The following is a 23,087-nucleotide window of genomic DNA, read 5'->3' as shown; positions in this document are numbered from 1 at the left end:
CTTTCTGTGGATCGGGCCGAACGCTGTCGGATCAGCCGGTCAGCACCGACACGATCCATGGGGTCGGGCGCACAGCCGATGCCCCCGCGCCCTAAGGTGCGATGGGTACCCGCACGGTCGGGCGGGACGGTAGGCAGCGGTCGGCATGAGAGAGTTGTCGCTGACGTCGACGCGGAGGCATTGATGAAGTTCCGAGTGGAGCGCGACGCGCTCGCCGAGGCCGTGGCGTGGACCGCGAAGAGCCTGCCCAACCGGCCATCCGTACCGGTGCTCGCCGGGGTGATGCTCCGCGTCACCGATGGCAACCTGCGGGTCTCCGGGTTCGACTACGAGGTCTCCAGCCAGGTGACCGTCGAGGTGCAGGGTGACGCCGACGGCGCCGCCCTCGTCTCCGGCCGCCTGCTCGCCGAGATCACCAAGGCGTTGCCGGCCAAGCCGGTCGACATCGCCGCGGTCGGCGCGCACCTCGAGTTGGTCTGCGGCAGCGCCCGGTTCACCCTGCCCACCATGCCGGTGGAGGATTACCCAGCGCTGCCCGAGATGCCGCAGAGCGCCGGCACTGTCGACGCCGCCGCGTTCGCCACCGCGGTGTCCCAGGTGGCCATCGCGGCCGGCCGGGACGAGACGCTGCCGATGATGACCGGCGTCCGCGTCGAGCTCTCCGGCAGCACGCTGTCGATGCTGGCGACCGACCGTTACCGGTTGGCCCTGCGCGAGATCCAGTGGCGGCCGGACGACCCCGACGTGAGCATCAACGCCCTGGTGCCGGCGCGCACCCTGAACGACACCGCCAAGGCTCTCGGCCCGATCGGCGGCGAGGTCACGCTCGCCCTTGCTCAGGGCGCCGCTGGCGAGGGCATGGTCGGCCTGGCGGGCGGCACCCGCCGCACCACCAGCCGCCTGCTCGACGGCGCCAACTACCCGCCGGTGCGGTCGCTCTTCCCGGCCACCCACAACGCCGCGGCCCGAGTGCCGGTCAGCACGCTGATCGAGGTGGTCAAGCGGGTCGCGCTGGTCGCCGAACGGACCACCCCGGTGCTGCTCAGCTTCAGCGCCGACGGCCTGGTGGTCGAGGCCGGTGGTTCCGAGGAGGCACGGGCCAGCGAGGCGATGGAGGCCACCTTCACCGGTGACGCGCTGACCATCGGCTTCAACCCTCAGTACCTCATCGACGGTCTGGCAAACCTGGGCTCCCAGACGGCCGTGCTCTCCTTCGTCGACGCCTTCAAGCCCGCGGTGATCTCTCCCGCTGGCGAGGATGGCGAGGTCATTCCGGGGTACCGGTACCTCATCATGCCGATCCGCGTGTCTCGCTGATCGTGCCAAGCAACACCCAGATCCACGGAGGTAGAAACACATGCAGCTCGGCCTAGTAGGACTCGGCCGGATGGGCGGCAACATGCGGGAGCGGCTTCGTGCCGCTGGTCACGAAGTCGTCGGCTTCGACCACAACGCCCAGCTGAGCGACGTTGCGACCATCGCGGGCCTGGCGGAGAAGCTCGAGTCCCCGCGCGCCGTCTGGGTCATGGTGCCCGCCGGTGTCACCGACGCCACCATCGACGAACTCGCCGAGGTGCTCGGTGAGGGCGACATCATCATCGACGGCGGCAACTCGCGCTTCAGCGACGACGCCCCCCGGGCCGAGCGGCTCAACGAGCTGGGCATCGGCTACGTCGACGTCGGCGTCTCCGGCGGCGTCTGGGGCCGGCAGAACGGCTACGGGCTGATGGTCGGCGGCGCCCAGGAGCACGTGGACCGCCTCATGCCGATCTTCAACGCGCTCAAGCCGGAGGGTGAGTTCGGCTTCGTGCACGCCGGCCCCGTCGGCGCCGGGCACTACTCGAAGATGGTGCACAACGGCATCGAGTACGGCCTGATGCACGCCTACGCCGAGGGCTACGAGCTGATGGCCGCCTCCGAGCTGGTCACCAACGTGCCGGGCGTCATCAAGTCCTGGCGAGAGGGCACCGTCGTCCGCTCCTGGCTGCTCGACCTGCTGGACCGCGCACTCGACGAGGACCCGGAGCTGGCCGACCTGAGCGGCTACACGGAGGACACCGGCGAGGGCCGGTGGACGGTCGACGAGGCGGTCCGGCTGGCCGTGCCGCTGAACGTCATCACCGCCTCGCTGTTCGCCCGGTTCACCTCGCGACAGGATGACTCGCCCGCCATGAAGGCCGTTGCCGCGCTGCGTCAGCAGTTCGGCGGCCACGCCGTCCACAAGCGCTGAGCGGTATCCACAACCTGTGTACGTTCACCGGCTGGAACTGGTCGACTTCCGCTCGTACGAGCGGGTGGCGGTCGACCTCCAGCCGGGGGCGAACGTCCTGATCGGCGCCAACGGCGTCGGCAAGACCAACCTCGTCGAGGCGCTGGGCTACGTGGCGACCCTGGACTCGCACCGGGTCGCCACCGACGCGCCTCTGGTCCGGATGGGCGCCACGTCGGCGGTGATCCGCTGCGCGGTGGTGCACGACGGCCGGGAACTCCTGGTCGAGTTGGAGATCGTGCCGGGCAAGGCCAACCGGGCCCGGCTGGGTCGCTCACCGGCGCGGCGGGCCCGGGACGTGCTCGGGGCGCTCCGGCTTGTGCTCTTCGCCCCGGAAGATCTTGAGTTGGTCCGGGGCGACCCGGCCGAGCGCCGCCGCTACCTGGACGACCTGCTGGTCAATCGGCAGCCCCGGTACGCCGGGGTGCGGGCCGACTACGAGCGGGTCGTCAAGCAGCGCAACGCTCTGCTGCGCACCGCGTACCTGGCTCGCAAGACCGGTGGGAATCGGGGCGGAGACCTCGGCACTCTCGCCGTCTGGGACACCCACCTGGCCCAGCATGGCGCGGAGCTGCTCGCCGGCCGCCTGGAACTCGTGGCCGCGCTCACCCCGCACGTCGCCAAGGCGTACGACGCGGTCGCCGCCGGTCGAGGCGCGGCGAGCATCGTCTACCGGCCCTCGATCGAGCTGGCCGAGCCGACCACCGACCGGGCCACGCTGGCCGAGGCGCTGATGGCAGCCCTGGCCTCGTCCCGCTCCGCCGAGATCGAGCGGGGCACCACCCTGGTCGGCCCACACCGCGACGAGTTGGCGCTGAGTCTCGGCCCACTGCCGGCCAAGGGGTACGCCAGCCACGGCGAGTCGTGGTCGTTCGCGCTCGCGCTGCGGCTGGCCGGGTACGACCTGTTGCGCGCCGACGGCATCGAGCCGGTGCTGGTGCTCGACGACGTCTTCGCCGAGTTGGACACCGGCCGCCGGGAGCGGTTGGCGGAGCTGGTCGGTGGGGCGAGTCAGCTGCTTGTCACCTGCGCGGTGGACGACGACGTGCCGGCCGCCCTGCGCGGCACCCGCTACCAGGTCGGCGAAGGGACGGTACGCCGTGTCGGATAAGCCAGGCACCGATCGGCAGGCGGCAGGCGACAGCCCGGCTGCGCGTACTGCCAAGGCGGAATCGGCGGGCGGTGAGGCGGCGGCGGCCGCAAGCGGGCCGGAGCTGGCCCGGGCGGTGCTCGACGCGGCGCTGTCGCGGCGGCAGGCGGCGGCCCGAGCCCGGCGTACCCCCAGTGGCGGTGACGCTGCCGGCGGCTCCGGGCGGCGGCTGCGCGGCTACTCCGGCCCCGGCCCCGACCCGCGCGACCCGCAGCCGCTCGGTGCCGTGCTGAACCGGCTGATGAAGGCGCGTGGCTGGCAGCAGCCGGCGGCCGAGGCCACCGTCTTCGGCGCCTGGGAGCGGGTCGTCGGCGCGGAGGTCGCGCAGAACAGCCGCCCGGTGAAGTTGGAGAACGGCGAGCTGACCGTGGAGGCGCGCTCGACCGCCTGGGCCACCCAGCTGCGGCTGCTCGCCGGCTCGCTGCTCAAGCAGATCGCCAGCGAGGTCGGCCACAACGTGGTGCGCAAGCTGCACATCCACGGCCCGGCCGCGCCCTCCTGGGGGAAGGGGCCGCGCCGGGTACGCGGCCGGGGCCCCCGCGACACGTACGGCTGAGCCGGCTACTCAGCCGCGCCGGTCGGCCTCGCGGGCTGCCCGCTTTCGTTCCCGCTGCTCCTGGGTAAAGCGTTTGCGCTCGGCCAGGTCGCGTTTCCACGCCTCGCGGGCCTCGGCCGAGCCGCCCTGCACCGCGCCTTGCACACCCTCGGCCGGGCCGGCCAGGTGCCGATAGGCCCAGCGCATCAGTCGGCCACCCTCGCCCGGGGCTCTGGTGACCGCGCTGTCCTCGCTCATCTGCCGCCCTCTTTTCGCCTCGCCGCGTCTCGCCCGCCGCGTCTCGCCTTCGCACGAGCAGAGTATTGGTACACCAATGGTTGGTGTACCAATGATCGGTACCATAGTCATCGTGCGGAGAGAGGGCAACCGATGAGCGAACGACCGGGCGGCGTCGACCCGCTGGCACTGGAGCAGCAGGTCTGTTTCGCCCTCTCGGTGGCCGCGCGCAGCGTGGTGGCCGTCTACCGGCCGCTGCTCGAACCGATGGGTCTGACCCACCCGCAGTACCTGGTGATGTTGGCGCTCTGGCAGCACGCGCCGCTCTCCGGTCGTGACCTCAGCCGCCTGCTCCAGCTCGACCCGGGCACGCTGTCACCCCTGCTCAAGAGGCTGGAAGCGGCCGGTTACCTGCGCCGGGAACGCGACCGGAGTGACGAGCGCAGCCTCGCCATCACCCTCACCGCCAGCGGTGCCGCGCTACGGAGTCAGGCAGAGCTGATCCCGGCCGCGATCGTGCAGCGGCTCGGGCTGCCCGTCGCGGACCTGCAACACCTGCACGCGGTGCTCACGCAGCTGATCGCGGCCGCCAACGGACCGGCCGCCTCGGCGACCGACGCGGCGGCTCAGGCGTCGGCGTAGACGGCGAACCCACGCTCGGCACAGCGCCGATAGAAGGCCGCCAGCACGCCCAACTCGGCGCAGGTGAAGTTCCACTGCGGCGGGTCACCGCGCTCGTCACGCAGAGCGTCGAGCCGGCTCTCCAGCCACCGCAGTTGCTGTTCGGCCAACCTGCCGTCGCCGAGCAGAGAACGCAGCACGGTGCTCACCGACTCGAAGGTGACCGCCTCGCCGTGCTCGCGGTGCCCGGTCACGAACCTCTCGATGCCGCTCGCGATCCAGGAGCAGCCGTCCGGGTCGATCACCGGGTCCTCGTCCTCGGCGGCGGCGTCTGTGGCGTACAACACACCTTCCAGGCCGAGGAGCAGATCCACCAACTCGGTGTACGCGGTCGCCCGGATGGTGCCGGTCTTGGCGATGAGCTCGGCCAGCGCCGCAGTCGGCGCGGAGATCCGCGGTAGGTCGACGATCTCGCCGAAGTCGACGAACTCGGCCGGCGCGACCGGATCGTAGAAGCGGCCGGTCCGCGGCCAGTGCACCGCGACGTTGTCCAGCCCCATCTGTCACCTCTTCAAGAGCGCTTATCGGGTCGATCGAGTCGATCGTCCCGGTTCCAGCCGGTAAAGATCAAGCCAGGTTCCGGGGCGCCGCAAACGTACGGCACGGACGCTTTGTCCGCGACCCCCGACCCACCCGACCGCGGGTCAACCCGTTCGGGTGCGGCGCGTGCGATCGGAGCCTGGCGTGTGGGGGGAGTCGTGGGCGGCGGGGTTCTGCCGGCTATGGACTTCTCAGCCGCCTCTCTGAGGGTGCCGAGTGGTGGTTCTGTCTCCCGCGCACAGTAGGATTGACAGCGAGACGAAGACCCGGTGCGGGAGTGGGACGGGGCCGCTGGCCCAGATTCATTCTCCACGTCGGGTCGAGCCGATCGCGATCCGCGGGCAACCGCGGCGACCGGCGCGTTCGACCCGCTGTCCGGAGGTCTCCGGCACCGGTCCGCGCGCCGACGTCGCGTCCTGTCCGCCGAACCCGCGCCCGACGCGCCCTACCGGCGCGGCTGACGCGAGAAAGTGGCCGAGGGTGGCAGCGCAGGACAAGCAGGAGTACGGCGCAGAGTCGATCACCGTTCTCGAGGGGCTGGAGGCGGTTCGCAAGCGGCCCGGTATGTACATCGGGTCCACCGGCGAGCGCGGTCTGCACCACCTCGTCTGGGAGGTCGTCGACAACGCGGTCGACGAGGCGCTGGCCGGATACTGCGACACCATCGACGTGGTGCTGCTCGCCGACGGCGGCGTCCGGGTCACCGACAACGGCCGTGGTTTCCCGGTCGACCTCCACCCGAAGCTCAAGAAGCCGGGTGTCGAGGTCGCGCTGACCGTGCTGCACGCGGGTGGCAAGTTCGACGGCAAGGCGTACGCGGTCTCCGGCGGTCTGCACGGCGTCGGTGTCTCCGTGGTGAACGCGCTCTCCACCCGGATGGCCGTGGAGATCCACAAGTCCGGCTTCGTCTGGCGGCAGAAGTACGACTACTCCAAGCCCGGCCCACTGGACAAGGGCGAGACCACCGACCGCAGCGGTTCGGCGGTCTCCTTCTGGCCCGACGCCGACATCTTCGAGACCGTCGACTTCGACTTCCAGACGATCTACCGGCGTCTGCAGGAGATGGCCTTCCTCAACCGCGCCCTGCGCATCCACCTGCTCGACGAGCGGGTGGCCGAGGAGGAGGACGGCCGGCAGCGCGAGGTCACCTTCTACTACGAGGGCGGCATCGCCGACTTCGTCCGCCACCTCAACGCCTCGAAGAGCCCGATCCACAAGACCGTGGTCGAGTTCGAGGCCGAAGAGGAGGGCATGTCGCTCGAGATCGCCATGCAGTGGAACGAGTCGTACGGCGAGTCGGTCTACACCTTCGCCAACACGATCAACACGCACGAGGGCGGCACCCACGAGGAGGGCTTCCGGTCCGCGCTGACCAGCGTGGTCAACCGGTACGGCACCGACAAGAAGCTGCTCAAGGGTGACGAGAAGCTCTCCGGCGAGGACATCCGCGAGGGTCTCGCGGCGATCATCTCGGTCAAGCTGGCCAACCCGCAGTTCGAGGGCCAGACCAAGACCAAGCTGGGCAACACGCCGGTGAAGAGCTTCGTGCAGCGGGTCTGCAACGACCGGCTGGTCGACTGGTTCGACCGTAACCCGGCCGAGGCCAAGATGATCATCACGAAGGCGTCCCAGGCCGCGCGGGCCCGGATCGCCGCGCAGCAGGCGCGCAAGCTGGCCCGGCGCAAGTCGCTGCTGGAGTCCGGCTCGATGCCGGGCAAGCTGGCCGACTGCCAGTCGACCGACCCGCGCGAGTCCGAGGTGTTCATCGTCGAGGGTGACTCGGCCGGCGGCTCGGCCAAGCAGGGCCGCGACCCACGGACCCAGGCGATCCTGCCGATCCGCGGCAAGATCCTCAACGTGGAGAAGGCCCGGATCGACCGGGTACTGAAGAACAACGAGGTCCAGGCGCTGATCACCGCCCTGGGCACCGGCATCCACGACGACTTCGACATGGAGAAGCTGCGGTACCACAAGGTGGTGCTGATGGCCGACGCGGACGTCGACGGTCAGCACATCCAGACGCTGCTGCTCACCCTGCTGTTCCGCTTCATGCGTCCGCTTGTCGAGATGGGGCACGTCTACCTGGCCGCCCCGCCGCTCTACAAGATCAAGTGGAACAAGAAGGGCGACGACGCCCAGTACGCGTACTCCGACCGCGAGCGGGACGGCCTGATCGCGCTGCGCCAGCAGAAGAAGCCGAACGCCAAGCCGGACGACATTCAGCGCTTCAAGGGCCTCGGCGAGATGAACTACCCCGAGCTGTGGGAAACCACGATGAACCCGGCGACGCGTACCCTGCGTCAGGTCACTCTCGACGACGCGGCGACCGCCGACGAGTTGTTCAGTGTGCTGATGGGTGAGGACGTCGAGGCGCGCCGGTCGTTCATTCAGCGCAACGCCAAGGACGTGCGGTTCCTGGACATCTGACGGACTGCGGTGGGTCGGCCGGGCACTGCCCGGCCGATCCGGCGGTCCACAGAGTTATCCACAGCTTGGCCGGTATCCACAGCGGTTATCCACAGCACGAAAACGACTCTGAGTCTGATAAGGGTATACAGTGACCGATTCTCCCGAGTCCACACCGAACGAGCCCGAGGTCCCCGCCGAGGCCATCGCCGCGGTGGTCGCGCACGACCGGATCGAACCGGTCGGGCTCGAGGTGGAGATGCAGCGCTCCTACCTCGACTACGCGATGAGCGTCATCGTCGGTCGCGCGCTGCCGGACGTCCGGGACGGCCTCAAGCCGGTCCACCGCAAGATCCTCTACGCGATGTTCGACTCCGGCTACCGTCCGGACCGCGGCTACGTGAAGTGCTCCCGCGTCGTCGGTGACGTGATGGGTCAGTTCCACCCGCACGGCGACTCAGCGATCTACGACGCGCTGGTCCGCATGGCGCAGCCCTGGTCGCTGCGCTACCCGCTGGTCGACGGCAACGGCAACTTCGGCTCACCGGGTAACGACCCGGCCGCAGCCATGCGATACACCGAGTGCAAGCTCGACCCCCTCGCGATGGAGATGCTGCGGGACATCGACGAGGACACCGTCGACCTGCAGGACAACTACGACGGCCGGGCCAAGGAGCCCACCATCCTGCCGTCGCGGATCCCCAACCTTCTGGTGAACGGCTCCGAGGGCATCGCGGTCGGCATGGCCACCAAGATCCCGCCGCACAACCTGCGGGAGATCGGCGCGGCGGTGCAGTGGTGCCTGGAGCACCCGGAGGAGGACGAGGAGACCACCCTCGAAGCCCTGCTCGGCATCGTCAAGGGCCCGGACTTCCCGACCCACGGCCTGATCGTCGGCACGACGGCGATCCAGGACGCGTACCGCACCGGTCGCGGCTCGATCCGGATGCGCGCCGTGGTGGAGGTCGAGGAGGACAAGCGGGGTCGACCCTGCCTGGTCGTCAGCGAGCTGCCCTACCAGGTCAACCCGGACAACCTCGCCGAGCGGATCGCCGAGCTGATCAAGGAGGGCAAGCTCGCCGGGATCGCCGACATCCGCGACGAGTCCTCCGGCCGTACCGGCATGCGGATCGTGCTGGTGCTCAAGCGCGACGCGGTCGCGAAGGTGGTGCTGAACAACCTCTACAAGCACACCCAGCTCCAGGAGACGTTCGGCGCCAACATGCTGGCCCTGGTCGACGGGGTGCCGCGCACGCTCAACCTGGCCCAGTTCATCCGCTACTACGTCGAGCACCAGATCGACGTGATCCGCCGGCGGACCGCGTTCCGGCTGCGCAAGGCCGAGGAGCGGGCGCACATCCTGCGCGGCCTGGGCAAGGCGCTGGACGCGTTGGACGAGGTGATCGCGCTGATCCGGCGGTCGCCGACCGTGGACGACGCCCGGCAGGGCCTGATCCGGCTGCTGGAGATCGACGAGATCCAGGCCACCGCGATCCTGGACATGCAGCTGCGCCGGCTCGCCGCCCTGGAGCGGCAGCGGATCGTGGACGACCTGGCCAAGCTCGAGATCGAGATCGCCGACCTCAAGGACATCCTCGCCAAGCCCGAGCGGCAGCGGAGGATCGTCTCGGAGGAGCTGGGCGAGATCGTCGCCAAGTGGGGCGACGACCGTCGGACGCAGATCATCCCGTTCGACGGCGAGGTCTCGATGGAGGACCTCATCGCCCGCGAGGACGTGGTCGTCACGATCACCCGGACCGGGTACGCCAAGCGGACCAAGGTCGATCTGTACCGCTCGCAGCGGCGCGGCGGCAAGGGCGTCAGTGGCGCCACGCTGCGGCAGGACGACATCGTCAGCCACTTCTTCGTCTGCTCGACCCACGACTGGATCCTGTTCTTCACGAACAAGGGCCGCGTGTACCGGGCCAAGGCGTACGAGTTGCCGGAGGCCAGTAGGGTAGCCAAGGGCCAACACGTGGCCAACCTGCTCGCCTTCCTGCCCGATGAGCAGATCGCTCAGATCATTGAGATCCCGAACTACCAGGTAGCCCCCTATCTGGTACTGGCCACGAAGAACGGCCTGGTGAAGAAGACGCGGCTCGAGGAGTTCGACTCCAACCGTTCCGGCGGCATCATCGCGATCAACCTGCGCGATGAGGACGAGCTGGTCGGTGCTGCGTTGGTTGCGCCGGAGAACGACCTGCTGCTGGTCTCGGAGAAGGCACAGGCGATTCGGTTCAACGCCTCGGACGAGGCGCTGCGGCCGATGGGCCGGGCCACCTCGGGCGTGATCGGCATGCGCTTCACGGACGACGACGTCCTGCTCGCCATGGAAGTCGTGCGGGAAGGTTTGGACGTTCTGGTGGCCACGAACGGGGGATACGCGAAGCGCACCCCGATCGAGGAATACCCGGTGCAGGGTCGGGGAGGTAAGGGCGTGTTGACTGCAAAGATCACCGAACGGCGCGGTGGTCTGGTTGGCGCGGTGGTGATCGATCCGGACGACGAGCTGTTCGCGATCACCAGCAATGGTGGTGTCATTCGGACTCCGGTGAAGCCTGTACGACGTACGCGTGACCGGAACACAATGGGGGTCAAGCTGATGGACCTCCCGGACGGCGTGACTATCGTGGCGATTGCTCGCAATGCCGACGAGCCTGACGAACAGGACTAGTTGAATGACGGAGACACAGGCGAAGTCGGGGAACACGGGGACCTCGGCCAACCCGGTCGACGAGGAGGCCGCCAAGGGCGGCACACCAGCGACCGGCCGCGCGGCCGTGGGCCGGGCGACGGTCCCCGCTGACGCGCCTGCCCCGAAGTTCACAAGGGCTCCAGGCATGACACCTCCGCCAGAGCAGTCTGGCGAGGATGCTGGGTCGGGCGACAAGACCGAGACGGCCGGCGCTGAGGCGCCGACATCGGCCGCCGCCACGCCTCCGGGTCCGGCGGCGGCGCCCTCGGCCCGTCCGGCGACCACCCAGCCGCTGGGTGTCCGGGCCGGCCAGGCGGCGTCAACCGGGTCCACCGGCACCCAGCCGCGGATCACACCCGGCATGACCCAGCCGCAGCCGCAGTCGGACGCCGCGCGTGCCGCCGCCGCTGGCGGTCGCCCGGCCAGCGGTGGTGGTCTGCCCCCGGGGATCGGCAGCCCGTCCGCCGTCGGGGCCGCCCGGGTCGGTGACGCGGTGCGTGCTGCGCGTACGTCGGTCAGTTCGGCCGCGTCGCGCGGACCGCGCCGGGCCCGGCTGAACCTGAAGCGGATCGACCCGTGGTCCGTGATGAAGTTCGCATTCGCCGTCTCGGTGGTGCTCTTCATCGTCGTGGTGGTCGCCACCTCGGTGCTCTACCTGGCGCTGGACGCGATGGGCGTGTTCCAGAGCGTCAACGAGAGCCTGAGTGACCTGGTCAATGCCGGTGGTGGGCAGAGCACCAGCGGCTTCCAGATCACCGCCAAGGGCGTGATCCTCAGCTCGGCGCTGATCGGGCTGGTCAACGTGGTGCTGTTCACCGCGCTGGCCACGCTGGGCGCGTTCGTCTACAACGTCTGCGCCGACCTGGTCGGCGGGATCGAGCTGACCCTCGCCGAGCGGGACTGAACGACCGGGACGCCGGGGCACCGTGGAAAGCGGTCGCTCCGGCGTCCCGTACTCAGGTAGTTTTTGCAGGCGTCGACGGCCCGGCTCGCAGGCGCGGACCCCGATTTGGGTCCGGCGCAGCGGATGGGTTAATCTTGCTCGTCGCAACGCGGGGCTATAGCTCAGTCGGTTAGAGCGCAGAGCTGATAACTCTGAGGTCGATGGTTCGATTCCATCTAGCCCCACCGCATTTCGTCCGACGGTAGTCGAGCTTGAGGGGTCGCCCCATGTTCAAGAAGCTGCTGATCCTGGCTGGCGTCGTCGGTGTGGCCGCCGTCGTGTTCAACAAGATCAAGGCGTCGAACGACGAGCGTGCCCTGTGGCACGAGGCGACCACCGCGCCCGACCTGCGCTGACGTCCGGCCCGGCGACGAGCGATCGACGCCACGGCCACTCACGGGGCCCTAGCTCAACTGGCAGAGCACTGCCTTTGCAAGGCAGGGGTTAGGGGTTCGAGTCCCCTGGGCTCCACCAAACTCCGGTGCAGGTCACCGGAGTTTATTTTTTCGACCGGCCCAGAGCCAGAAGAGCGACGCCGCCAGTCCACTGGCGCCCATGGCGACGATCACACCTCGGGGCATCTCGGTGTTGATTGGCTTCGGCATGCACCTGGCCGGGGTGTAATCGATTGTCAGTTGCTGGTGCAGCGACGGAAGCCGCCGGTCGGGGAACGAGCGCGCACCGATGCCGCAGGTGGTCGGCCCGTCGGCCGTGACGACACGTACCTGCACGTAGGCGCTCTGGGTGCCGTGGGCCGGTTCCACCGCGACCACCGTCGCTGGCAGGAGTACGCCGGCCGGTGGGGGCGGCTGGCGGTCATCGGTGGCACCTATCAGTATCAGCAGGCTGCACGGCAGCAGCAGCGCCAGCGGAAGGGATGGCCAGACCTTTGGACGAGTCCCGGTGGCCAAGAACGACGGCATGACGTCAGGCTAGCCAGCGAGATCAATGAGGCTGTCCTTGCGCGGTGATGGCGCTGCCCGTCGGGGCGATCCCGTTCTGGTGAGCGCGATGACTCAGGGACATCATGATGACTCAGGGACATCATGAACTTCGCTGCGAACGCCGCCAGTCAGCGCTCGGAGCCATCAGCTGGCGGACGGAACCAAGGGCATGAAGGGCTGCGCCCGGCCCGACGAAGAATCGGGCCGGGCGCGCATTGGGTGAGCTATGCCGCGAAGTGGGTGCGGCGGCGGCGTCCGATCAGGTAGATCGCGCCGCCGAGGAGCAGCAGCGCGCCGCCAATGCCCACCACGGTCGCGGTCGCGGCACCGGTTACGGGAAGCCCGCCGCCCTCGCCACCGGGGGCGGCCGCGCCACTGGAGACACTGGGCGCCGGTGCAGCAGTCGCCGTGGCGCTGGGAGAGGCGCTCGGCGTGGCACTGGAGGAGGCGCTCGGCGTCGGCGTGGGCTGAGCCTTGCAGTCAAGGGCGCGCGCGGCGTACAGGCCGTCGTTCAGGTAAGCCAGTAAGACATCGATCGACCCGTCGTCGAGCGTCGTCTGCGCGGCTGCCTTCACGTTGACACCAGCCTTCGTCAACGTCTGGGTCACCCTGACCCGAAGATCCGTCGTCCAGGCCTGCTGCAGATCAGTCTTGAGGAACGCGCGCAGATCCTCCGGAGTGCCGTCCAGATGCTTCTGAATGGCGGGAGGCAGAACGACGAACGAGGCGGCGTTCGCCGCACTCAGGATCTGCGCGGTCAACACCCGAACCTGAACATCGGTGGCGGTGTCCAGGTCGATGGTGACAAGCTTGCGGAGGTCCGTGTAGACCTTGCGCTCGACCGTTTGGCAGGCGTCGTTCAGCCCGGGTGATGCAGTCTGCGCCACCGCGGGTGCCGCCGGAATCAAAAAGGCCAGCGCCATCAGGACGCCAGCCGGGACCTTCCATCGCATATGGAACCTACTCCCCGTTGGATGTTGAAACATGGAGATGTTGCATCTCCGGTGGGGAGTCCTTGGCGAGAGCTTCAACGCGGCCGTTCGGTGTTCAGCCTTGGGAGCCGTCGCCGGCTGAGGTGGTGACGTCGGGTCGGGCCTGCGGGACGTGCTCCATGAGCTTGGTGAGCGCGCCGTTGGCGAAGGTCGCGCCGAGCGCTGACCCGGCCCCGATGGTCCAGCCGACCGGCCCGAGCGGGGTGCAGCCGAAGAACTGGCTCACCCCAGGCGTCTGCACCACCACGACGAGCACCCCCAGCGACGCTGCCGTGGACGCCAGCACCGTCGGGCTGGTGCCGCCGGCCAGGATGGTCTGCCCGAGTTGGGTGCCGACCAGGGAGACCAGGGCGACCGTCCCGGCTCGCTGACGGCGTCCGGTGTAGCGGGCCAACGTCCAACCTGCGGTAGCGCCCAGCGTGGTGGCTGCCGCCCGCAAGCCGATCTCGCGGGTGAGGCTCTCGCCGAGGGCCGCGTCCGGGCCCTCCCGGAGCAGCGCGTCGGTGCGGTCCGACGCGGGCGGCCGGACCGCGATGGCCAGTGCCGGTGCCAGGTCGGTGAGCAGGTTGACGAGCAGCAGCTGTCGTCCGGTGAGCGCGGAGCGGCCGGTCGCCGCGGCGGTGAGCACGCTGAACGCGATCTCGCCGAGGTTGCCGCCGACCAGGATGCTGAGCGCGTGCCGTACCGACGACCACATCGCCCGCCCTTCGATCAGGGTCGCGATGATGGTTTCCAACCGGTCGTCGGTGACCACCAGGTCGGCTGCGGCGCGGGCGGCCGGGGTGCCCCGTTGGCCGAGGGCGATGCCGACATCGGCCAGCCGGATCGCCGGGGCGTCGTTGGCGCCGTCGCCGGTCATCGCCACGGTCCGCCCGCACTTCTGCAACGCCTGGATGATCCGCACCTTGTGTGCCGGGGTGCAGCGGGCCACCACGTCGGTGTTGGCCAACCGCTCGGCGAGCGCGTCGTCGTCGAGTTGGTCGAGTTCAGCGGCCGTGACCACCCGCTGTTCGTCGTGCTCGCTGATGGTGGCGGCGATCGCCTCAGCGGTGGCCGGATGATCGCCGGTGATCATGATGGTGTGCACGCCGGCCTGCCGGATTCGGCGTACCGCCGGGGCGGCACTCTCCCGGACACCGTCCGCGAGGGCCAGGAAACCCACGAAGGTGAGCCCTCGCACGTCGGAGTCGGTGACCTTCGGGTCGTCCACCGGGCACTCCGCGACGGCCAGGATCCGGTTGCCCGCCCCGGCCCGGTCGGCGAGCATCCGCTCCAACTCCGCGCGGCCGGCGTCGTCGAGCGGCTCCTGACGACCGTCGAGGCGTCGCGACGAACAGCGCGGCAGCACCGTCTCCGGAGCGCCCTTGACGCTCAACAACAGGTGACCGTCGGTCTCCCCGACGCTCGCGTGGTAGCCGCGGGACGGCTCGAACGGCAACCCTCCGGCAGCCCGCCAGCCGGCCGTACCGGTCTGCTCGACCACCCCGGCCTCGCCGGCGCCCCGTCGGACCGCCCGGTCGGTCTGCAACGCCAACTCTTCCGAACCCTTCGCCGCAGGGGTGGCCCGCAGCGCCGCGGCCAGCGTAAACCGGAGTCGGTCGTCGAGCCGGTCCACCGGCGCGTACCGGTCGCCGACGCCGTCGCCGACCCCGGCCAGCAGCATCTGGCCCTCGGTGAGGGTGCCGGTCTTGTCGAAGCAGAGCACGTCCACCCGGCCCAGCGCCTCGATGGTGCGCGGGTTGCGGACCAACGCGCCGTGCTCGGCCAGCCGCCGGGCGGCGGCCAGCTGCGCCGCGCTGACCAGGAACGGCAGCCCCTCCGGCACCGACGCCACGGCGAGGTTCGCGGCGGTCGCCGCCGTTTCGACAAGGGGTACGCCCCGAAGCAGGCCCGCGCCGGCCACTGCCACTGCGGAACCGACCGCCAACGGGATGGCAGCGCTGGTCAACGAGCCGAGTCGAGCCTCCACCCCACTGGCCGGGGGTGCCTGCCGTACCAGTGCCAGGCTGCGCCCGGCCTCGGTGTCGTTGCCGGTGGCCACCACCACGGCGGTGCCGTGCCCGGCGGCGACGGTGGTGCCCTCGTAGAGCATCGAGTGTCGGTCGGCGATGGCGGCGGCCACCACCGGCCGGTTGGACTTGGCGACGGGTAGCGACTCGCCGGTCAACGACGATTCGTCGGCCTCCAGGCCCACCGATTCGAGGACCCGACAGTCGGCGGGCACCGAGTCACCCGGTTCGAGGGCGATGACGTCCCCGAGGACCAGGTCTTCGGCGGCGAGCACCTGCTCGGCGCCGTCGCGGCGGACCCGTGCGGTCACCGCCGACCGGGACAGCAGCTCTGCCAGTGACCTCTCCGTGTTGCGCTCGTGCACCGCCCCGATCAGGGCGGACCCACCGACCACGCTGCCCACCAGCGCGGCGTCGACGAGCGAGCCGAACGACGCGGAGAGCACCGCTCCGGCGGCCAGCACCGGGGTGAGCGGGTTGGACAGCTCGTCCACGAAGGCGCGCAGCAGCCCACCACCTCCGGGTGCGGCACTGCCGTCCCCGCCGGAGCCCTGGCGTCGGCGCTGCGCTTCGGCGCTGGCCAGGCCGTCCAGGGTGGAGCGCAGGTGGTCGAGGACGGTGCCGACGGGCATCAGGTGCCAGGCGGTTGTCACGGGCGCCGGCGTGTCCGACTGGTCGTGCAGCCGGCGGGCCTGCCAGACCCCGTTCGCGAAGGCCAACCCGGCAGCGCCGTTGACCGCGACGAGCGCCCGGTGGGGCAGTTGAGTCGGTGGGGCGGTGAACGCGCCCAGCGCCCCGAGACCGGTGCCGGCCATGGAGAGCCGGATGTTCTGCTGGGCCGTTCGCCGGGCCACCCCGGTCGCCTCGATCACCAGTGCCACCACCCGCAGGTCGGCACCGACCAGCAGGTGCGCACCCCACGGCGGCAACTCCTCCGGAGCGGCGAACCCGAGACCGCAGTCGGACGCGCCGAGCGCCTTCCGGTCCGCGGAGACCAGCATCACCACCGCGCCGTCGCGCTGCAACGCGCGCACCGACTCGGCCAACTGGTCCCCGCCGGGCAGCATCGTGTCGGCGAAGGCGTACCGCTGCTCGTCTCCGCCGGCGACGACCAGCCGCAGGCCGGCGTGTCGGGCGGCGGCTGGCAAGCCGTCGACGCCGGGTGCGGGTTCCGGCTCGACCCGCAACAGCGCGGCGAGCCGGTCGCGGTGGGCGAGGCCGAGGAGCTGGCCGCCGGCAGAGCGCAACCGGGCCGCATCCGGGATGTCGTCCGGGTCGTACGCGGGCATCCGGTCCAGTGGCCCGAGCCGCCAGCCGTCCGCCGTGCGGGAAGCGGCCGGGTCGTCCGGGTCGAACAACGCGAAGGCCCGCTCGGCCACCTCGTCGACGTCCGCATCGGATGCCGGTGCCAGATCGGCCAGCACGCCCCGATCCGAGCCGAGCACCGCGGCGTCGAGCACGAGCGTGTCGATCCGGTCCAGCTCGCGCAGCACGCTCCGGTCCATCGCGATCACTCCGCGCCGGGCCAACATCCGGCCGAGCTGGGCTGCGTACCCCTCACGGCCACTGCCGGGCGCCTTGGGTAGCGCGGACAGGCCCAGCGCGGCGGCCCGCTTCGGTCCGGCGAACGGCACCGCCGCCGCCGCTGCGGCCGCGCCTGCGGCAAGCATGCGGTTGATATGCCGCTCGACCGGGCCGTCCGGCTTCGGCCGGGGGCGGTCGGCCACCGGCCATCGGGCGCCAGCGCGTTCCGCGTCGCCGGTCAGCCGTGGCTCGGCCCGCTCCCAGGCGGAGAGTTGGGCCCGCGCCTCGCCCCACTGCACCACCCGCTGCGCACCGTCCAGGACGATCCCGGTCCAGCGGCCGGTCAAGCCCTGCACCACCGCTTCGGCCAGCGGAAACAGGATGTCTGCGCGGGGGTCGGAGCGCAGCCGTCGGCCGATGAAGTCGTGCAGCTTCGGTTGGAGATCCACTGCGGAGAGCAGACCGGACACCTCGCCGGGCAGCGGTGCGAACGGCAGGACCCGGGTGGCGGCCGAGATGGTCAGGCCCAGCGCGTCCGAGGCGAGCCCGCCGAGGGTGCGCGGGGTTCGCGGCCCCTCCTCCGGTGGGTGTGGCGGTGGGATCTCCGGGTCGGGTTCGTGGTCGCAGGTCCGCTCGACCCGGTCGATCGCGGCGATCAGGTCGCGCAGCGTCGGCTCGGGGGTCTGGACGGCAACCACCACCCGGCCGGAGGGTGCGTTGACCCGGGCCCAGGCGACACCGGGCATCCGCTCCAGCGCACCCTCCACCTGACGAGCCAGCCGGTTTCCGCCCTCTTGGCACACACCGTGCACTTCGATGTGGTGCCGGCCTGGTCGGGACCAGACCCGACGCCGCGTCAGCCCGGCAGTCCGGGCCAGCCGGGTCGCGGCCGAGCTGAGCGTCCGGGACGCCTCGCCGACCAAGTGCGGCACGCCGAAGGACGGCAGGAAGCGGCCGGCAGCTCGACCCGCCGCCGTCATCGAGGCGTACGGCTGGACGGACGCCGGCCCTGCTCCCTGTTGCCGCCTGTCCTGACCTTGGCCATTTCGTCCTCCCGCCGCGCTCACGTCCGGCGGCCTGGCTTCCCGACCTGCCATCCGTTATGCCCCCTGGGTGGCGGAATTTTCCGCCGTCACTGGCGCATGGACGGGGTGGGCCGTGGAATCCGACGACCTTCACCGGAACAGGGGGAGGCCGGCATGAGCACGCTGACGCGACATCTCACCGGTTCGCGCGAGAACGTCCAGATGTACGGCCGGCGGGTTCACCTGCCGGTGCTGGGTGAGGTGGCGGTGCCGCCACCGGACAAGGTCGCCTACTACGCCGGGCTCGGGGTGCTCGCGGCGCTACAGGTCATCGAGTGGCCGATCGCTGTGGTGATCACCGCTGGCCACCTGCTGGCCGACCAACATTTCTCCGGCCTGGTGCGCGGTGTCGGGGAGGCGCTGCAGACTGCCTGATGCGAGCCAGGTCACCCGACGATTGACATGAATCAGGGTTGAGGTCGCATGCTCGGGCGATGCCGAGCACAACCGTCACCGCCGTACCTGCCGCACCAGGGCTGTTCGCACCCCGACTGCGCGCGATGACGGTGGGCATCGTCGCGCTGATCTCACTCCTCGCGTTCGAGGCGCTGGCGGTCGGCACGGCGATGCCGACCGTCGCCCGCAGCCTGGACGGGCTGGCGCTGTACGGGATCGCGTTCGGTGGCCCGTTCGCCACCGGCGTGCTGGCCATGGTGGTCTCCGGCATCTGGTGCGACGCCCGAGGTCCTCGTGGCCCGATGTGGCACGGCGTCGCCTGGTTCGTGGTCGGGTTGCTGATCGCCGGGACCGCCCCCGTGATGAGCGCGCTGGTCGTCGGGCGGGTCGTGCAGGGGTTCGGCTCCGGGCTGCTCTCGGTGGCGCTCTACGTGATCGTCGGGCACGCGTACCCGCAGGAACTGCACCGGCGGATCTTCGCGGCGTTCGCGGCGGCGTGGGTCGTACCGTCGATGGTCGGGCCGGCGGTTGCCGGCCTGATCGTGCAGTACCTGGGCTGGCGGTGGGTCTTCCTGGCGGTACCGGCGGTGGCCGTGCCGGCGGTACTGCTGATCCACCCCGGCCTGCGGTCGCTGGGCCGGAGCGCGGCGACCAGCCCACCGGCGGGTGCAGCCGCGCGGATCGGTTGGGCGTGCGGGGCCGCGGTGAGTGCCGCACTGCTGCACATCGGGGGGCAGCAGCGCGGCGCTACCGCTCTGGTGCTGGTCGCGTTCGCCGTGGTTGGCCTGCTGGTGTGTGCCCCGCGCCTGCTGCCGGCCGGGTTTCTTCGGGCCGCGCGAGGGTTGCCCACCGTCGTCGGGCTGCGTGGCCTGGCGTCGGCGGCCTTCGTCGGCGCCGAGGTGGTCATCCCGTTGTTGCTCTCCCGGGAGCGGGGCCTCTCGCCGACCGCAGCCGGGCTGGTCCTCACCGTCGGCGCGTTGGCCTGGTCGGTGGGCTCCTGGTTGCAGGGCCGGATCCCGGTGCCGGCGTCGCGGGCCAGCCTGCCGCGCGCCGGGCTGAGCTGCATCACGGTCGGCACCGCCATGGTGGCGCTGGCCGTCTGGCCCGAGCTGCCGGTGACCGTCGCCGTGGCCGGTTGGGCGGTCGCCGGCCTGGGCATGGGGCTGCTCTATCCGTCGTTGTCGGTGCTCACCCTGGAGTTGTCCGCGCCGGGTGAGCAGGGCCGCAACAGCTCGTCATTGCAGCTGGGCGACTCCCTCTTCGCGGCGACCGTGCTGGCGCTTACCGGAGCCGTGTTGGCGGCGGGAAGCGCGCCGGGCCCGGCCAGCTACACGGCGACTCTCGTGGTAGCTGCGGGGTTGGCGCTGGTCGGAGCACTGCTGGCCGGTCGTGTCGTGGTCGGCGGGAGCGTGCGGCCGGGCGGGTGATCCGGGGATTCGGCCGCGTCTGACCTGATTGTGCCGGGAGGATGACGGACGATGAACTTCCTGACCATTCTGCCGCTCGCCGTGGTCATGGTCGCCGGGACGCAGTTGGTGGTGGCGGTCTTCCTCGCGTCGTCGGATCGGCCCCGGGCGGCGTCGCTCGGCTTCCTCGCTGGCGCGGGGCTGGTGGTCGCCGCCGGTGTGACAGTGGGTTGGCTGCTGACCCGGTTGGTGGGCGGTCTGGTCGCCGATGCCAAAGCCGTCGCGGGCAAGGTCGATCGCGGCCCCGCCATCGACCTGGTGGTGCTCGCCCTGCTGGTGATCCTGGCCGTGCTGATTTGGCTACGGCGCAATCGGTCCGGACCGCCACGATGGCTGGGGAGCATCGAGCGTGCCGATCCGCGCCAGACACTGCGACTGGGCGCGCTGCTCTTCGTGGTGACGCCCACCGACGACCTGACCATGGCCACCGTCGGGGCGACCGTGGCCCGACACAACCTGCCCTGGTGGCACCTGGTGCCGTTCGTGCTGCTCACGGTGCTCCTGCTCGCGTTGCCCCTGCTGGCGTTGCTGCTCCTCGGGGACCGGGCCGCGCGGGCGTTGGCCCGGATGCGGGAATGGGCCGAGGGGCACGCCTGGATCGTCAACGAGATCGTGATCGCGTTCTTCGCGGTGCTTACCGTGTTGGACCTGATCCGCTCGGGCTGACCCGCCACGCGGACACGTACGGGGGAACCGGCCGGAAATGAGAGCAACAACGGTTCACGTTCGTCTTACGGTGACGCCATGTTCGCTGTCGTCACCACGGTGATCCTCTACGTCTTCGGCTTCGTCTTCCTCTACGGCGTGATCCGGCTGGGTGTCCGGCACGCGTTCGAGGATCTGGAGCTGCAACGGGCCAAGGCCCAGCGCGAGGAGGAGTTGGCTGCTGCCCGCGACCGCTCCTTCATGCGCGACAACGCGTTCCTCGCCGGCAGTTGAGCGCCGGATCGATCCGGCGTCGGCCGGTGGCGTCGCCGGGCGGCCGGGGAGCCGCCGGGCAGTTCAGCGTCGCGGATGCGAGGATCGCACCCGTGATGGGAACGCTGAAGACCGAACCGGCCCGCGCCCGCCTGGATCTGCTTGCCCCGCCGGTTGCCGAGGCCATCGCGCAGTGGCCCGCCGACGCGCCGGTGGACGTCGACGACGTGCTGGTCGCGCCGATCGACGCCGATCTCGCCGACACCGCCGCGTTCTGTGCGGCGTACGAGGTGGGGTTGGACGTGTCGGCCAACTGTGTCGTGGTGGCGGGCAAGCGCGATGGCGTGGTCCGCTACGCGGCCTGCATCGTTCTGGCCACCACTCGGGCCGACGTGAACGGGGTGGCCCGCCGGGCGCTGGACGTCCGCAAGGCGAGCTTCGCCTCGATGACCGACGCGGTCGAGTTGACCGGCATGGAGTACGGCGGAATCACTCCGATCGGGTTGCCGGCCCAGTGGCCGATCCTGGTCGACGCGCGGGTCATCGCCACACCGCACGTGATCGTCGGGTCCGGCGTACGACACAGCAAGATCGCGCTGCCCGGGCCGGCGCTAGGCGCGCTGCCCGGCGCGCGGGTGGTGGAAGGGCTGGCCAAGCCGGCCTGACCAGGCACCGGCATCGATGTTGTTGCACGTGAAACATCGTGATCATCGATGCCGGATCCCGACCACGGGTGACTCAGTGTGAGTGGGCTGCGGATTCGCGCTGCTCGACCTCGGCGAGCGCGGCGAGCAACGTCTGCACCTCCTGCGCGCCGGAGACTGCGTACTTCCCGGCCAGGATGAAGGTCGGCACGCTGGTGATGCCCAGGTCCCGGGCGGTGGCCAGGTCGGCGGAGACGTCGGCGACCCGCTCGTCGGAGTCCAGGAACCGACGCGCGTCGGCAGCGTCCAGGCCGATCTCGCCGGCCAGGGTGGCCAGCGCCTCCCGCGACCCGACGTCGACGCCGTGGTTGAAGTGCGCCTGGTAGAGCGCCTCCACCATCTCGCCCGCCCTGCCCTGGTCGTTGGCCCAGGAGACCAGCCGGTGCGCGTCGAAGGTGTTGGCGATCACCGCGCGGTCGTAGTCCAGCCGTAGCCCGTCACCGGCCGCGACCTGGGTCACGTGGTCGACCATCTGCCGGGCGCGCTCCGGGCCGCCGAACTTGCCGGCCAGCGCCTCCACCAGCGGAAGAGGCTGCGGCACCGGCGACGGGTCGAGCTGGAACGGCCGGTAGCGGACCGTCACCTCGCCCTCGTAGCTGGCGAGGGCCTCATCCAGCCGGCGCTTGCCGATGTAGCACCACGGGCAGATGACGTCCGCGTAGATCTCGATCTCCATGATCGGTGCCAACCTCGCGGTCAGCCGAGTTGTTCCCGGATCTGCCGCTTGAGTCGGCCCAGGATCGCCGTGCCGCCGCGAATCCGCAGCGGGCTGATCGCCTGCGCCAGCCCCATCCGCTGATAGAGGTCGTCCGGCACGGCCAGCACCTGCTCGGCGCTCGCACCCGCCAGACCTTCGGCGAGGATCCCGGCGAACGCCCGGGTGGTCGGCGCCTCCGGCGGGCAGTCGAAGAGCGTGGCTACGGTGCCCTCCGGGGTCACCTTGGCGCGGAGGAAGAACACCGTCTGGCACTCGGGCACCTGCTCCATGCCCTCCCGCTCGGCGGTGCCCTCCGGCAGCGCCGGGATGACGTCGGCGTACTCCAGGAGCATTTCCAGCACCAGGTCGCGCGGCGCGGCGGCGAACTCGTCGACGATCTCGGCCAGTCGGGCCGGCATGTCAGCCATGTGTCGAGGCTACCGGTGCCGGGCGGCACTCCTCAGACGGTGGGCGACTGCTCGCTGATCTCGCTGAGCGCGCTGGTGGGGTCGAGCTGCATGGCCAGGTCGCCGAGCGAGACGATTCCCACCAGCTTGCGGTCGCTGTCACAGACCAGCACGCGTCGGATGCCCCGGTCCCGCATGAGCGCCGCCGCCTCACCCGCCGTGCAGTGCTGCTCGATCATGACGACCTCGCGGGTGACGATCGAGCCGATGGTGGTGGCCGCGGGGGAGCTGTTCTCCGCCACGGCCCGCACCACGATGTCCCGGTCGGTGAGCATGCCGGCGAGGCTGGCGCCGTCGGTGACCACCACATCACCGATGTCGGCCTCCTTCATCACCCGGGCCGCCTCGTCCAGGGTGGTCTCCGCCGGCAGGTACACGACCTGCTTGGTCATCACGTCACTGACCCGGTAACCGGTCATGAGAGCCTCC

The 23,087-nt window shown here is 70.5% G+C and carries 22 protein-coding genes and 2 tRNA genes; 16 read left to right on the top strand and 8 right to left on the bottom strand.

Features of this window, described 5'->3' with window-relative positions; translation table 11 throughout:
* The first annotated feature begins 183 nt into the window (after positions 1 to 183).
* Genes dnaN through IF46_RS0108050 form a run of 4 tightly spaced genes read left to right on the top strand, consistent with a single transcriptional unit; the run spans position 184 to position 3,975 of the window.
* Positions 184 to 1,317 (top strand): DNA polymerase III subunit beta, encoded by a 1,134-nt coding sequence (gene dnaN, locus IF46_RS0108065; protein WP_030487655.1) that lies wholly within the window; start codon positions 184 to 186, stop codon positions 1,315 to 1,317.
* Positions 1,318 to 1,357: 40 nt separating this feature from the next.
* Positions 1,358 to 2,230 carry a phosphogluconate dehydrogenase (NAD(+)-dependent, decarboxylating) gene (gene gnd / locus IF46_RS0108060; protein WP_030487654.1) on the top strand — a complete coding sequence of 291 codons (873 nt, stop codon included), beginning with the start codon at positions 1,358 to 1,360 and terminating at the stop codon, positions 2,228 to 2,230.
* A gap of 16 nt (positions 2,231 to 2,246) precedes the next feature.
* Positions 2,247 to 3,380, top strand: coding sequence for a DNA replication/repair protein RecF (recF, locus tag IF46_RS0108055; RefSeq protein WP_030487653.1), 1,134 nt, complete (start codon positions 2,247 to 2,249; stop codon positions 3,378 to 3,380).
* On the top strand, positions 3,370 to 3,975 hold the full coding sequence (locus tag IF46_RS0108050) for a DUF721 domain-containing protein (RefSeq protein ID WP_030487652.1): 606 nt from the start codon (positions 3,370 to 3,372) through the stop codon (positions 3,973 to 3,975). Before recF ends, IF46_RS0108050 begins: the two co-directional genes overlap by 11 nt.
* Before the next feature lie 9 nt (positions 3,976 to 3,984).
* Here the strand turns inward: IF46_RS0108050 and IF46_RS0108045 are convergent, their stop codons facing one another.
* Positions 3,985 to 4,212 (bottom strand): hypothetical protein, encoded by a 228-nt coding sequence (locus tag IF46_RS0108045; protein ID WP_030487651.1) that lies wholly within the window; start codon positions 4,210 to 4,212, stop codon positions 3,985 to 3,987.
* A 132-nt stretch (positions 4,213 to 4,344) separates the two neighbouring features.
* On the opposite strand from IF46_RS0108045, the gene IF46_RS0108040 reads away from it, so the two are divergent.
* The gene (locus tag IF46_RS0108040; protein ID WP_030487650.1) at positions 4,345 to 4,833 is read left to right on the top strand and encodes a MarR family winged helix-turn-helix transcriptional regulator; all 489 of its coding nucleotides are present in this window, start codon (positions 4,345 to 4,347) and stop codon (positions 4,831 to 4,833) included.
* Here the strand turns inward: IF46_RS0108040 and IF46_RS0108035 are convergent.
* On the bottom strand, positions 4,818 to 5,372 hold the full coding sequence (locus IF46_RS0108035; protein WP_030487649.1) for a hypothetical protein: 555 nt from the start codon (positions 5,370 to 5,372) through the stop codon (positions 4,818 to 4,820). The two genes, IF46_RS0108040 and IF46_RS0108035, sit on opposite strands and share 16 nt — an antisense overlap.
* Before the next feature lie 520 nt (positions 5,373 to 5,892).
* Between IF46_RS0108035 and gyrB the strand changes: the two genes are divergently transcribed.
* The 6 genes from gyrB to IF46_RS0108005 all read left to right on the top strand — a co-directional run bounded on the left by gyrB (position 5,893) and on the right by IF46_RS0108005 (position 11,930).
* Complete coding sequence (gene gyrB, locus IF46_RS0108030; RefSeq protein ID WP_030487648.1) at positions 5,893 to 7,839, top strand: DNA topoisomerase (ATP-hydrolyzing) subunit B; 1,947 nt, start codon at positions 5,893 to 5,895, stop codon at positions 7,837 to 7,839.
* Positions 7,840 to 7,969: 130 nt separating this feature from the next.
* Positions 7,970 to 10,492 (top strand): DNA gyrase subunit A, encoded by a 2,523-nt coding sequence (gene gyrA / locus IF46_RS0108025; protein ID WP_030487647.1) that lies wholly within the window; start codon positions 7,970 to 7,972, stop codon positions 10,490 to 10,492.
* Between the two features lie 4 nt (positions 10,493 to 10,496).
* Positions 10,497 to 11,417 (top strand): DUF3566 domain-containing protein, encoded by a 921-nt coding sequence (locus IF46_RS0108020; RefSeq protein ID WP_030487646.1) that lies wholly within the window; start codon positions 10,497 to 10,499, stop codon positions 11,415 to 11,417.
* A 150-nt stretch (positions 11,418 to 11,567) separates the two neighbouring features.
* Positions 11,568 to 11,641: transfer RNA gene (locus IF46_RS0108015), tRNA-Ile, on the top strand.
* Positions 11,642 to 11,683: 42 nt separating this feature from the next.
* Positions 11,684 to 11,812, top strand: a complete 129-nt coding sequence (locus IF46_RS35100) for a DLW-39 family protein (RefSeq protein ID WP_209444550.1) — start codon at positions 11,684 to 11,686, stop codon at positions 11,810 to 11,812.
* A 42-nt stretch (positions 11,813 to 11,854) separates the two neighbouring features.
* Positions 11,855 to 11,930: transfer RNA gene (locus IF46_RS0108005), tRNA-Ala, on the top strand.
* 14 nt (positions 11,931 to 11,944) lie between these two features.
* Here IF46_RS0108005 and IF46_RS0108000 read toward each other — a convergent pair.
* The 3 genes from IF46_RS0108000 to IF46_RS0107990 form a co-directional block, all read right to left on the bottom strand.
* Positions 11,945 to 12,379, bottom strand: a complete 435-nt coding sequence (locus tag IF46_RS0108000) for a hypothetical protein (protein WP_030487645.1) — start codon at positions 12,377 to 12,379, stop codon at positions 11,945 to 11,947.
* Between the two features lie 245 nt (positions 12,380 to 12,624).
* Entirely contained in the window at positions 12,625 to 13,353 is a 729-nt protein-coding gene (locus tag IF46_RS0107995; protein WP_030487644.1) for an LPXTG cell wall anchor domain-containing protein, read from the bottom strand.
* A 94-nt stretch (positions 13,354 to 13,447) separates the two neighbouring features.
* On the bottom strand, positions 13,448 to 17,905 hold the full coding sequence (locus IF46_RS0107990; protein ID WP_051723755.1) for a cation-translocating P-type ATPase: 4,458 nt from the start codon (positions 17,903 to 17,905) through the stop codon (positions 13,448 to 13,450).
* Positions 17,906 to 18,067: 162 nt separating this feature from the next.
* On the opposite strand from IF46_RS0107990, the gene IF46_RS0107985 reads away from it, so the two are divergent.
* From IF46_RS0107985 to IF46_RS0107965, 5 genes are all read left to right on the top strand, one after another.
* On the top strand, positions 18,068 to 18,385 hold the full coding sequence (locus IF46_RS0107985; protein WP_030487642.1) for a hypothetical protein: 318 nt from the start codon (positions 18,068 to 18,070) through the stop codon (positions 18,383 to 18,385).
* Between the two features lie 59 nt (positions 18,386 to 18,444).
* Entirely contained in the window at positions 18,445 to 19,833 is a 1,389-nt protein-coding gene (locus tag IF46_RS0107980) for an MFS transporter (protein ID WP_030487641.1), read from the top strand.
* A 51-nt stretch (positions 19,834 to 19,884) separates the two neighbouring features.
* On the top strand, positions 19,885 to 20,538 hold the full coding sequence (locus IF46_RS0107975) for a GAP family protein (RefSeq protein ID WP_030487640.1): 654 nt from the start codon (positions 19,885 to 19,887) through the stop codon (positions 20,536 to 20,538).
* 78 nt (positions 20,539 to 20,616) lie between these two features.
* Entirely contained in the window at positions 20,617 to 20,811 is a 195-nt protein-coding gene (locus IF46_RS0107970; protein ID WP_030331904.1) for a hypothetical protein, read from the top strand.
* Between the two features lie 95 nt (positions 20,812 to 20,906).
* Positions 20,907 to 21,455: a YbaK/EbsC family protein gene (locus IF46_RS0107965; protein WP_030487639.1), complete on the top strand. Its 549-nt coding sequence runs from the start codon at positions 20,907 to 20,909 to the stop codon at positions 21,453 to 21,455.
* Positions 21,456 to 21,528: 73 nt separating this feature from the next.
* Here the strand turns inward: IF46_RS0107965 and IF46_RS0107960 are convergent, their stop codons facing one another.
* From IF46_RS0107960 to IF46_RS0107950, 3 genes are read right to left on the bottom strand one after another with little or no spacing between them, the layout of a single operon-like run.
* Positions 21,529 to 22,170: a DsbA family oxidoreductase gene (locus IF46_RS0107960; protein WP_030487638.1), complete on the bottom strand. Its 642-nt coding sequence runs from the start codon at positions 22,168 to 22,170 to the stop codon at positions 21,529 to 21,531.
* 20 nt (positions 22,171 to 22,190) lie between these two features.
* Positions 22,191 to 22,619 (bottom strand): SufE family protein, encoded by a 429-nt coding sequence (locus IF46_RS0107955; RefSeq protein ID WP_030487637.1) that lies wholly within the window; start codon positions 22,617 to 22,619, stop codon positions 22,191 to 22,193.
* A gap of 32 nt (positions 22,620 to 22,651) precedes the next feature.
* On the bottom strand, positions 22,652 to 23,077 hold the full coding sequence (locus tag IF46_RS0107950; protein ID WP_030487636.1) for a CBS domain-containing protein: 426 nt from the start codon (positions 23,075 to 23,077) through the stop codon (positions 22,652 to 22,654).
* Between the last annotated feature and the right edge of the window lie 10 nt (positions 23,078 to 23,087).

Origin of the sequence: Micromonospora chokoriensis (genome assembly GCF_000718555.1) — a bacterium.
Classification (GTDB): Bacteria; Actinomycetota; Actinomycetes; order Mycobacteriales; family Micromonosporaceae; genus Micromonospora; species Micromonospora chokoriensis_B.
Note: the sequence above shows the minus strand (reverse complement) of the source record. Positions and strands in the feature narration are given on the sequence as shown.